Consider the following 11,847-nt stretch of genomic DNA (forward strand, 5'->3'; position numbering starts at 1 on the left):
TTTGAAGCTTTGGCTGAAAATACAGACTTTTTAAAGGAATTAAAACTACAAAAAAATAGATTTATTACGTTATTTAGTTTTTCAAGATAGCAGTTTAGAGAGATAAAAACTTTAGAAAATACTTACTTTTAGTAATTTAGTAAATAGTTTCTCACATAAATGCGATAAGCAAGATTTAGAAAAGAGTAGATCCTGTACAACTTATGTGTAACTTTTTGTTTGTTAGGTGTTACTCTCAAATTGCCTCGATAGACGCGCTGGTGTGAGGCTATTATTGTAGCTTAAGCGACCATCTTCCATGTGAATGATGCGATCTGCAACGTCTAAGATACGATTATCGTGTGTCACCATCACAATCGTACACATCTGTTCTTGAGCAAGATGCTGCATTAACTCAACGACAGCACGACCAGATGTGCTATCTAATGATGCTGTAGGTTCGTCAGCTAATACAAGTTTGGGTTGATTTACTAAAGCCCTAGCAATTGCAATGCGTTGTTTTTGCCCGCCTGAGAGGTTTTCCGGATAGTAATTTAGGCGATCGCCTAACCCGACTGCTTGAAGAATTGTTTGCGATCGCGATCGCGCAGCTTGCATCGAAATGTTATTGTTGACTTGCGCTGCCATTTGCACATTTTGCTGTGCTGTGAGAAATCCTAGTAAGTTGTGTGATTGAAAAATATAACCGATTTGGCGTCGCAGTTTTGTTAGCTTTTGCTGACTTGCGCCGGATAATTCTTGACCGAGAAACTGAATACTTCCTGATTGTACAGAACGCAAACCACCAATCAAACTGAGTAATGTTGTTTTTCCCGATCCTGATTGTCCTGTAATAATCACAAACTCTCCCGCACCAATTTCTAAATTAATATCGAGTAAAGTTTGCTTTTGCAAAACGCCTTTACCATAGTAGTGGTTAAGAGATTGAATTTTTAGTGCTGGTTGTTGCATAGATTACTGATTAACTAAAAATATCTGCTGGATCAGCCGCCCGCAGTTTACGTATAGCGATCGCGCCCGATATGCAGCACATCAAAACTGTCAAAAGCAAGACTAATAGTGCTCGGCTTATCGTCATTGTAATTGGCAAAAGCGTTTCTTTTTGTACTATATTATATTGAAATATCGCGAAAGCAAATCCAGGCATATAGCCTAAAGTAGCTAATATTAAAGCTTGTTGAAAAATAACAATTAATAAGTAAAATTGAGTGTAACCTATTGCTTTGAGTGTTGCATATTCTGGTAAATGATCGGCAATTTCACTGTACAAAATTTGATAAACAATCACAGTTCCCACAACAAATGCCATGATTGTTCCCAGAGTAAAGATAAAGCCAATTGCTGTACTACTTGCCCAATAAGATTTTTCAAAATCAATAAACTCTTGTTTCGATAGTAATCTAATATCTTTTTGGGTTATCGAACTGCGTAGTTTTTCAAGAACAACCTTAGTGTTTGCTCCTGGTTTAAGTTTAACTAAACCAACGTCAATAAGTCCGAGGTTTCGTCCATCTTGATTAAATAGCCGGAAAAAATTCAAATCGCTTGTAATTAAATTACCATCAGCACCAAATGATGTTCCTAACTGAAACAATCCACCAATTTTAATTGTGCGACCTCCTACTTCAGTTTCGATCGCCTTTCCTTGTAAAAAATCAGCGGCGATTGTACCGAACTCTTGACGCGAACCTTGGTCGAACAAAAAAACATCTGGTTGCTTAATTTTATCGAGGTTTTGTTGGACTCCTGGTAAGTTAACGATAGAATCATCTGGGTCAAATCCAATGACTTGAATACTACGCAGCTTGCGTGTTTGAGGGTTTCTCCATGAAGTAAAACCTATATAAATAGGATGAACGGATTCCACTTCCTCAAGTGCTAAAACTTGGTACAAACGCCGCTGCGAAAAAGTTTTCAGAGAAAGTAACGCATCCGATTGAGGATTGATGACAACAATTTCGCCATTCAAGCTTTGGTGAAACTGAACATTACCATCAAACAGTGCTTCTCGAAAACCTAATTGCATAAACATTAAAATATTGGCAAAAGCAATTCCAGCTAATGCCACGATTAACCGTGTTTTTTCACGCGTGAGTTGTAACCATGCCAAAGGAATTTTACGAATCATTTTCTTGGCATTAAATAAGTATTGTTCGATTTAAACATTAATTTCTACAACCACTTTGGCGTAAGTAAAACCAGAAACTAACTCGCTAGCCGTTGTGGGTAAATTAATTCTGACTTCTACAACTCTGGCATCAACATCCGCAGCAGGATCGCTATCTAAAATGTTTTGTTTACCGATTTGTCTACCTACTTGTGACACAGTTCCTTGAATTTTTTCAGAAAAAGCTCGGTTTTCGCTAGTAATACTCGCTGTTTGACCTGTACGTACTTTGCTAATATCTTCTTCAAGAACTTCTGCAACGACAACCATTTGATTGGTACGCGCGAGTTCCGCTATTCCGTTCGAGCTAATTGTTTCTCCAGATCGCGTGTGAATTTTAATGATTTCCCCATCAATGGGAGCTTTAATGTAGCTTAATGCTAAATCGGCTTGAGTTAATTTAACAGCAGCTAGCATTCGCTCTACTTGAGCTTGGGCTTCGCGTACATCCGTTGGGCGCACTTCGGTAATGCGGTTGAGATTGGCTCGCGCTTCCTCGATTTGGCGTTGTAAAGTTGCGATTGTTTCGTTACGAGTTGCTTGGCTTTCATTAACTTGCTGTTGTGCGGTTTCTGCATTCAAGCGTCTTGTTTCCAGTTCTTGCACAGAAATTGCACCCTCTTGATACAACCGTTGATAACGTTCGTAGTCACTTTGAGCATTGCGCTGCGCTGCTACTTGACGCGCGACTGTTGCTTGAAGCGTCTCTTGTTGTCCTGCAAGTTCGGCTTCCAGACGGGCGATCGCGGCTTTTTGGGCTTCGATTTCTCCGGTTTGCGCTCCTGCTTGGATTTTTGCGAGTGCAGCACGCGCAACTTGTACATCGGCTTGAGCGCTTTCTAGCGCGGCTTGTAGGCGGGTATGCGTGTCTAGAATTGCTACTGTTTCACCTGCTTTCACCCAATCGCCTTCTTTTACCAAGATTTGCTCAACTCTTGCGCCTTGTGCTGAACTTGGTGAAGATAGGGCGACAACTTCTCCTTGTGGTTCTAAGCGCCCTAACGCAACAACATTGCGGGTGACTGGCGTCGGATTAGTTACTACTGTAGGCGTTGGTTGATTTGTTTGGTGAAATCGAATGAAAGCAACACTACCAACAACAACAGTTGTCGCAAGGATTAAAGGAATGCGCCACTTATTTGGCTTGAAGCGTGACTGTTTTGACCCTGGCTTCTCTGTAACGATTGACATAGTAGCTGGTTTGTAGATCTGAATGTTACTGCTGTGGTGTAAAGTCGTAGCTTATGTTTGACACCGCAGTTTGGTATGACGCTAACTGAGGATAAGTAGCCCCTAAATCCCCACGTGTGGGGACTTCAAATTTAGGACGCTCTCAAATGGGAAGTTTATTCTTTTTTAGATGTCCTTTGAGAGTTGATTTTATGTTTGACACCTGTACTAAAAGTTGCAAAATCTTAAGTTGCTCGTTGCAATGATTCTGAAACTGAGATCTAAAAATTTATCAACCTGCCAAAAATGTTCCGATTTAGTTCACTATGACACGTTGTACCTTTAATCTAGTTGCGATAAAGGTGTAAAAGTGTGTAACTTGTGTTTCTTTTATGTTCACAAGATAAGATACGCGCAAGTTTGGGGTTTTCTATTTCTGCGATTAGCGGCGAAGATGTTAATTACTGAGTAGGTGCAACTAAATCAGAATCAATGCTTGGCTTGACTGGATGTCTTTGGATGTAAGCGAATAAAGCTGATGTCAGCACGAGGACAACGGAGACAAATACTACGACTTCAATCATGATGTTGAAACGCATAATTCTTAGTTGTTACCTCCATCAAACAAGATTGAAGTGTTCTATGTGGATATATTTGGCGGGAACTTCTAGCTCATGTAAGGCTTTTTCGACTTCAGCTAAAAAGCGGGGCGAACCACAAAGAAAATAGCGCCAGCTTTCGCGATCGCTTGGAATATGTCGTGCTAGCAGTTCTTTGTTGATATAGCCCGACTCTCCCGCCCAATTTTCAGGAGGCTTTTTGATTACATGAGTTACACTCAAGCTCTCTAATTGCTTGTTGAGATATTCTAATTCTTCGCGGAAAGCCACATTCTCCCAGGAAGCATTGGCGTAAATTAAGTGAATTGGTCGGCGATCGCCGCGTTGAGCAAAGGTAACGAGAATGCTAAACATTGGTGTGACACCTACACCGTTGGCGATGAGAACTAAGCCAGTGAAGCTGAAATGATCCGGAGTAAAAGCGCCGTGGGGACCATCAAGAAAAGCTTTTGTCCCTGGTTGAATGTGTTTGATTTTGTTTGTAAAATCGCCAACGGCTTTGATTGTGAGTGCGACTTGATCGGTGCGATCGCCGTTAGAAGAAAACGAGAACGGATGCTCTTGAATGTGATAAGGAGAGCGATCGAGCGTTAACCAAGCAAATTGTCCTGGAGAAAAACGAATACCTTCATGTCCCTGCGGACGCAGTACGAGTGTCCAAGCGTTACCTCGTTGTGGAACCACAGTTTCTACCCGATAGGGTTTTTGCATCATCAACCACGGCTTGAGCAAACGGACATAAATCAATGAACCAAACGCCACAAACGCTAGCAGCGTCCACAGCAAAGCTTTCCAAGGAAGTACAAGATAGTAGTTCACGCCAAAAGCATGAGCTAGCCCTAACCCTACCGCAGTTACAGCAAAAATTCCGTGACTGGTGCGCCACACTTCATAGTTGAGCTTGAGTTTCTGTCGCCATACCGAAGTGACAACAAGTAGTATTAAAGCGATCGTCGAAATAATGGCGAATTTTGCTCGCCAAGGAGCCGCAAAAAAGTTGAGCGCTTGTAGGTATTGACGATCGTGAAAAAATAAAATGATGGGATGAGCAAGGATTAAAGCAAATGCGACTTGGGTGATGTAGCGATGGTATTGCAGAACAATATCAATACCGTAAGGAGCCGCGATCGCATCAAAGCGCGCTGTCAGTGCAAATTGCAGCATCATCATTGCCAAGCCTACATATCCAAAAGCCGCAGAAAACTCAATCCAAAAACCCCTCCCACTTGGCGCTGGCTGAATCAACAGAATCAACAACGGAGAAAGGGTTAATAGAAGATGTAAAGCTATCCAAAATATTCCTACAACCCAGAATTTTTTTCTTTGAAACATCTTTCTCTTTCCACTTACTTTGAGGGTGGTGCGATCAAGTTGTTGTTAGATATTTCAACCAAAATCGTAGTGATTAAAATCGTCTAACAATTGGGTCAGGCATTTTTTGAGATTTAGAAAAACATATTGTCTTTCTAGCCGAAAGCTTGATTCTCGAATTTAGATATTCCGTTCAATCCTCTGAGTTTTTCTCTTGTCTAGCTCATCTGATTCAGGTAGTTACTCCTGTTTGTAGAGTATTTCTTAATGCCAAATAGCTGTAATAACTTTTTGAGCGTGAAAAAAATCGTCGTCCAAATGCATAGGCTAAGATTTTTTTCAAGTGTTTATTGCTAACTTAACTCGCTCGTCGGGGTTAATTGTTGACGCTGCTTTTTGTTCCAGCACCTTTGTTTAATAACACTACTTATTTCGCCTACACCAGCACAAACCTAGTACAGCAAACATACTTAAAGTCAATACTGAAACACCCCCAACATTAGCATTAGAAACAGGATCGGCGCGGAAAACTGCGGTTTGACCATTTTCTAGAAGGGCTTCAAATGTAACTTGACCAGTATTATTTAATCCGCGTCCATCAATCACCAAATCCACTACTTTAGAATTAGCAAGAGGATCGCCAACAGCAATAACTTTGTTGGTTACAGGGTTTTTTCCTGTATAAATACCACTACCACCTCCTGCATGAAGATAAGCTAAAAAGGCGATTTGACCTTGATCGTTAAGTGCAGGAATCGATTGAAAAAAACTAAAAGAACCACTATCGTCAATATACGTTTCTATTTCTTGATCTCGTCTCTTTTTAAAGATACCATGCTTGCCATTATTTAACTGAGCTAAAAAGGCAACCGTGCCATTATTATTGATAGCTGGTGAACTGAAGGATCTAAATCTACCAGTACTGTCAGCAACTTTAACAGTTCCTTTACCTCTACCAAGAAAGATTCCAGTTGCTCCTGTATCTAAAGTAGCGTGAAACGCAACCGTGCCAGCGTCATTAATAGATGGTACGCTAAAAGCACTAGCAGGACCATCAGTTCCTACGGTTCTAAAGCCAGCATTAAAGTTACTAAAGGGGTCGCGGCTAGAAGCAATCGTTGTTGTTTTACCATTTTGATTAACAAAAATTCCCGCTTCTGTTGTATCTAAAAGGGCATTAAAAACTATTGCCCCTTGATTGTTCAACTTGGCATGACTAAAGTATCCAAATTCACGATTACTATCAACAACAGTAGTAAGCTTTCCATTATTCTCGGTAAAAACACCTGTATAAGATTGGGCGTAGTCTGGACTATAAAAAACACCAATAAATGACTTTGTGTTGTTGTTATTGATAGTAGGACTAAAGAAAATGTGATTAATAGGGCTACCATCAACAATTGTTGTATTTCCACCTCCCGAACCGGTAAAAATTCCGCTTGGTGGAAGAGTCCGATCGACAAAACCTTCAAAAGCTACGGTTCCTTTGTCATTGATAGCAGAGGCTCTAAATACACTATGGGAAGTACTAATTTGACTGATTTGGGTGAACTTGTACCGAGACATTGTATTACTTATGTAGTTAAAAGTTTAAAAGCATTCACGCTCCGAATGAAATCGGAGTTACTTGAAACGAATGTGACAGAAGTACAATTAAAGCAGTTGCGATCGCAATTTTTACGAATTAGCTGCGTAGAGATGAATTGTGACTGAGTAGCTGCACCAAAAAGCTATTTGCTTAGCTTCTAAAAGTCTTTCATAAAATAACTGCAACTGTATCCAGATAACTAAGCAGATGTGTAGATTTTACGTGTGATATGCGTGTAACTTTAATGACGAATTGGTTTTAACCCAAGTGCTTGCATAACTTCCGCATCATGCACATCTAACTCAAACCATTGTCCCCAACCAATCTCCAATGATTCTAATACTTGTCGAACATCTTTGAGATAGCGTAGTAGCGAACCGCGCGGAACTGTCCAAGGAATCGCACCAAATTCATTACAGATAACTGCAACGTTGTTAGTTCTTGCCCAATTGGCGATCAAAGATAAGAGTGTTATGATTTTATCTCGATCCCATTGTTGTTGAGCGTAATGCTCCACTGCGTTTTTCGCCTCAGTGTCTTGAATTTTGCTCAGTGGAAGAGTTATTGTCGCAAGAGTTGCAGGATAGGGGATATTTTTCATAAATTGTGTCGCACGCCATCCCCAGGAAGCGCCTTGGTGAGTGAAAACAAATGGTTCGTAAAAGTGGAAGTTATACACGACATTTTTATCTGCAACAATGCGAGTCATCGGTAGCGATCGCGCGTTGTTCCAATCATTTGTAGTAGCACTGACATTGGAACTTGCAATAATTGTATGATGTGGTGCGCCCAAGCGAATAGCTTTAACTAACTCAGTTTGCACTCGATCCCAGGCTTGAGGTGTTTCTGCATTCGGTTCGTTCATCACTTCCAAAAACACCTTTTCGGGATCGGTGCGGTTCATGTGAGTCGCAAAAGCTTTGAAGAATGCGACAAATTTAGCCAGTACAGCAGGATCGGAATACAGCGATTTAGGATGATCGAATGGCGACAATATAATTCCTAGCCCTGTTTTGACGTGAAGACGCACGATCGCATCAAGTGCCGCTAGTGAATCAGTTTTTAAAACACCAGGGTTGTTGTCATTAAAAAATGTTGATAAAACAACTGGTAGGCGGGTGTAAGTTAGACCTAAATGCTTGTACTGCTGCAATTTTGCCTCAGTATAATATCCATCTAAGAGGCTGTGTCGTTGCCAGTGTGCGAGGTTGAAACCTTTGGCTAAAGTCTGTAATCGGCTGGTTTTAACTATTGTAGGTTGTGCCGCTTGGAGGCGATCGCATATCATTGTTGTCAATCCAGAAGACAGTACCAGTAGCCCAAACCGGATAAAACGAGATCGAGAACAAGGGCGGTTAGTATACTTCATGGGATTCATCCTGATTGTCTGGCTTGCAAAATGCGGTACTTTTGTACAGCCCCTATAACTTTTAAAGCAATAGTCTCAATCTGGCGATAAAAAGATTCTGGTAAAAACCAAAGTAAATACGCAGCAACTACAGTCATTAGCGTACGACGCGGTTCTTTCAAAATGCTCCAATGAGTAGCCAAAGCTTGATGCATTAACTTGACAGCTACAAAGCCTGCTTGCAGCCGAATCGCACTACGTGCCAGCGACTTGAGTTGATAAGCCTTAGCAGGACGTTCGCACTGTGCAATTAGTTCAGGTGCATAGGTTCGCGTCTTTGCTAATACCTTCTCAAAAGACTCTAGCTGCTTGAGTAAATTTTTTGAAGCTCCTTGAGGATTAACTCGATACAATGTGAGAGCTTCAGAAATTCCCTCAATTTGCCAAGAAGTTTGAATTGCAATACGCAGCCAATATTCCAGATCCTCAGCATGATGCAATTGCTCGTCGAAATAACAATTTTGCATTGCACTATCTTTTATAACTTCTCGCCGGATCACAGCCGCAGAACCGTTCCCAACGACACTATCAATCAGGAGATATGACGGAGTAATATCTTTGAGTTTAGGCATCATAAATGTACCAAGCAAATCGCCTGATTCATCAATAAAAGCGGAACGGCTAAAGCTAACACCCACACTAGGAGAAGATTCCAGATGCGCCAGATGTTTTTCCAGCTTTTGTGGTAGCCATAAGTCATCGCCATCTAAAAATGCTATATATTCACCTTGGGCATGACGAATTCCCGTATTGCGTGCTGCGGATACACCGCCGTTTGGTTGTCGAATAATTTTTATTCTGGCATCGTCAAACTGCTGACAAATTGTCACACTTGCATCTGGTGAGCCATCATCCACGATCAACAGTTCCCAGTTTTGATATGTCTGTGCTAGTACTGATGCCACTGCTGCACCTATATACTTCTCTACTTTGTACACCGGAATAATCACCGTTACTTTTTTCATTTTGAGGTGTGACTTTGTCGTAATGTGGTTTATGCCAATTGCCTAGATTGTTCTTGAAGAATGCGGCGTTTTTGACTATTTCCTGTTATTTTGAAAGCAACTGCTTCCATCTTTTTGTGGATTGAGTTAGGTAAAAGCCAAAGTGAGTAAGCAGCAGCTAAGGTTAGAAATGTTCGGCGTGGTTCTTCCACTAAGATCTGCCAATGAGTCGCCAAAGCTCGATGGACAAGTTGTATAGCTTTTGAGGGAGCTTGTATGCGTATTGCTCTACGAGCTAAAAACCTTAACTGATAAGCTTTCGCGGGACGTTCCCATTGTGCAATCAATTCGGGGGCGTAGCTTCGCGTCTTTGCTAGTACCTTTTCTAATGACTCTAACTGTTGCAATCCGTTTGTGGAAGCTCCCTTTGAATTGACACGATATAGTGTAAGGGCGTCAGGAATTCCCTCGATTTGCCAAGAAGTTTGCAGTGCAATACGCAGCCAACACTCGACGTCCTCAATATGATGCAACTGCTCATCAAAATAACAGTCGTTCCGATTATTTGTGTATTTAATTGCCTCTAAAACTTCGCGTCGAATGACTGGAGCCGAGCCATTACCAATTGGATTGCGGTAAAGTATGTACGATGGTGCGATCGCCTTTAGTTGGGATAGCTGGTAGATCCCTAAAGAGCCTCCTGATTCATCAATAAAAGCGGAACGGCTAAAGCTAACACCCACACTAGGAGAAGATTCCAGATGCGCCAGATGTTTTTCCAGCTTTTGTGGTAGCCATAAGTCATCGCCATCTAAAAATGCTATATATTCACCTTGGGCATGACGAATTCCCGTATTGCGTGCTGCGGATACACCGCCGTTTGGTTGTCGAATAATTTTTATTCTGGCATCGTCAAACTGCTGACAAATTGTCACACTTGCATCTGGTGAGCCATCATCCACGATCAACAGTTCCCAGTTTTGATATGTCTGTGCTAGTACTGATGCCACTGCTGCACCTATATACTTCTCTACTTTGTACACCGGAATAATCACCGTTACTTTTTTCATTTTGAGGCTTAATTTTTATAATTTATAGATTCTTCATTTGACAGGAATCGTATACATAAAAAAACAAATAAATTCGTAAACTATTTTTGAGCAGAAGCTGATCCAGCTAAAAGAATTATTTGAGTAATATGTATACGGTCTTCTACTTAAGTTCACTAAATAATAGAGCCAAAAGCTAAAACAAACGTGTTTTTTATGTTAAACTTTTGGCGTAAATATGTGTAATATTTGATTTTATTCAATCACTACTTTAAAAGAGTTGACATTAATATATCTAGTGATATAACTTTGCTAAAAGTCCTATAATTCATGCCGTTGCAAAGTCAAATAAGTATTGATTCAACAAGGTATCAAGCATAGAAGTATTCTCATACATACCCTTGATGATGTGCGATGCAATATTATTTTCTCTCGAATAGTTTAAGTTTTCATAATAATGATTGGAGTGGGAATTGAAACTGACAATTCTATTTAACGGTCAATTCTGGGAAGGAGTAGTTGAAGTAAACTACGAAGGTTGTTTTAAAGCAGGAAAACATATATTTGGTTCAGAGCCTAAAGATCCTGAAGTTTTGAATTTTGTAATTCATTCAGCATTAAAAATATTAGAAAACACGACCTCTTCAATAGAGGTAAATATAGCTGAAGAAAAAAGAGTTAATCCTAAAAGGCTTGCGAGAGAAGTTGCCAAAGAATCTGTTAGAGGAGTGTCTACAATGGCACAAGAAGTAATTCAACGCGAGTTAGAAACTCGAAAAAAAGAAAAGAAAGTGACCTCTAAAGCCCAGAAAGAAGCAGAAAAAGAGCAAAAACGCCTGATTGCACAGCAAAAAGCGAAGGCAAGGCATCGTGGTAAAGGTTAAGGTGTGCGATCGCAATTAAAATAAAATTTCTACTTTAACAAAATCATTCCTGCTAGTTGAGGATTAAAATTACTAGGAAAGATGGTAGGACAAGGATACCTCAAAAAATATTGGTGGCAAAGTTCTGATGTAGTACTCTTATCTGTATATTTTGCTCTGCGCAAATCAACTACTTGAATGTTGGCTTGATATAAGTTAGCTCCTGCTAAAACCGTTTCTTGCAAATTGGCTCCTGCCAAATCAGCATTTTGTAGATTAGCTCCTGCCAGGTTAGTTTTCTGTAAATTAGCTTCTTCTAGAATAGATTCTTGGAGATTGGCTTTTAATAAGGTAGCCTGTTGCAAGTTTGCTTTTGCAAGAATAGCTTGCTGTAAATTGGCGTTAATCAAAATCGCATCTGAGAGTTGAATACTTACCAAATAAGCTTTTTGGGCTGCTAAACCTGCTAAACTTTGTTGCTCCCACTCTAACCAAAACCAAGGAATTCTTCTAGGTGTACTATTTAAAAACTCAAGTGCTTCGATGCGCCCACCACTTCCAGATTGATCGTATGCCGCGGTAATCACTTGCCATGCTTGATACAGCCTATTGCAGTTTTATGAGGCACAGTAGCAACAGTGAGTAAACCAGTTTTTCAAATGCACGGGATTAATTAAATCGAGTGCAGTGGCAATGAGAAGATCAACCCTGAATGCAGTAGTTGGGG

11 protein-coding genes are annotated in these 11,847 nt (G+C 40.5%); 1 reads left to right on the top strand and 10 read right to left on the bottom strand.

Features of this window, described 5'->3' with window-relative positions:
• Positions 1–222 precede the first annotated feature (222 nt).
• The 9 genes from IQ230_RS20500 to IQ230_RS20540 all read right to left on the bottom strand — a co-directional run bounded on the left by IQ230_RS20500 (position 223) and on the right by IQ230_RS20540 (position 10,278).
• Positions 223–951 carry a DevA family ABC transporter ATP-binding protein gene (locus tag IQ230_RS20500; RefSeq protein WP_193934105.1) on the bottom strand — a complete coding sequence of 243 codons (729 nt, stop codon included), beginning with the start codon at positions 949–951 and terminating at the stop codon, positions 223–225.
• A gap of 10 nt (positions 952–961) precedes the next feature.
• Positions 962–2,128, bottom strand: coding sequence for an ABC transporter permease DevC (gene devC / locus IQ230_RS20505; RefSeq protein ID WP_193934106.1), 1,167 nt, complete (start codon positions 2,126–2,128; stop codon positions 962–964).
• Between the two features lie 30 nt (positions 2,129–2,158).
• Positions 2,159–3,358 carry an ABC exporter membrane fusion protein gene (locus tag IQ230_RS20510; protein ID WP_193934107.1) on the bottom strand — a complete coding sequence of 400 codons (1,200 nt, stop codon included), beginning with the start codon at positions 3,356–3,358 and terminating at the stop codon, positions 2,159–2,161.
• Positions 3,359–3,798: 440 nt separating this feature from the next.
• Positions 3,799–3,936, bottom strand: a complete 138-nt coding sequence (locus IQ230_RS20515) for a hypothetical protein (RefSeq protein WP_178378128.1) — start codon at positions 3,934–3,936, stop codon at positions 3,799–3,801.
• A gap of 21 nt (positions 3,937–3,957) precedes the next feature.
• A complete protein-coding gene (locus IQ230_RS20520; RefSeq protein WP_193934108.1) occupies positions 3,958–5,289 on the bottom strand; it encodes a ferredoxin reductase family protein in 1,332 nt (443 codons plus the stop codon).
• Between the two features lie 402 nt (positions 5,290–5,691).
• Positions 5,692–6,834 (bottom strand): DUF7453 family protein, encoded by a 1,143-nt coding sequence (locus IQ230_RS20525; RefSeq protein ID WP_193934109.1) that lies wholly within the window; start codon positions 6,832–6,834, stop codon positions 5,692–5,694.
• A 263-nt stretch (positions 6,835–7,097) separates the two neighbouring features.
• Positions 7,098–8,225, bottom strand: a complete 1,128-nt coding sequence (locus tag IQ230_RS20530; protein WP_193934110.1) for a glycoside hydrolase family 5 protein — start codon at positions 8,223–8,225, stop codon at positions 7,098–7,100.
• A 5-nt stretch (positions 8,226–8,230) separates the two neighbouring features.
• Entirely contained in the window at positions 8,231–9,229 is a 999-nt protein-coding gene (locus IQ230_RS20535; protein WP_193934111.1) for a glycosyltransferase family 2 protein, read from the bottom strand.
• 29 nt (positions 9,230–9,258) lie between these two features.
• Positions 9,259–10,278, bottom strand: coding sequence for a glycosyltransferase family 2 protein (locus IQ230_RS20540; RefSeq protein ID WP_193934112.1), 1,020 nt, complete (start codon positions 10,276–10,278; stop codon positions 9,259–9,261).
• A 452-nt stretch (positions 10,279–10,730) separates the two neighbouring features.
• On the opposite strand from IQ230_RS20540, the gene IQ230_RS20545 reads away from it, so the two are divergent.
• Positions 10,731–11,141, top strand: coding sequence for a YjdF family protein (locus IQ230_RS20545; protein ID WP_193934113.1), 411 nt, complete (start codon positions 10,731–10,733; stop codon positions 11,139–11,141).
• A 29-nt stretch (positions 11,142–11,170) separates the two neighbouring features.
• Here the strand turns inward: IQ230_RS20545 and IQ230_RS20550 are convergent, their stop codons facing one another.
• Complete coding sequence (locus IQ230_RS20550; RefSeq protein ID WP_322742507.1) at positions 11,171–11,707, bottom strand: pentapeptide repeat-containing protein; 537 nt, start codon at positions 11,705–11,707, stop codon at positions 11,171–11,173.
• Between the last annotated feature and the right edge of the window lie 140 nt (positions 11,708–11,847).

Origin of the sequence: Gloeocapsopsis crepidinum LEGE 06123, assembly GCF_015207655.1 — a bacterium.
Taxonomy (GTDB): Bacteria; Cyanobacteriota; Cyanobacteriia; order Cyanobacteriales; family Chroococcidiopsidaceae; genus Gloeocapsopsis; species Gloeocapsopsis crepidinum.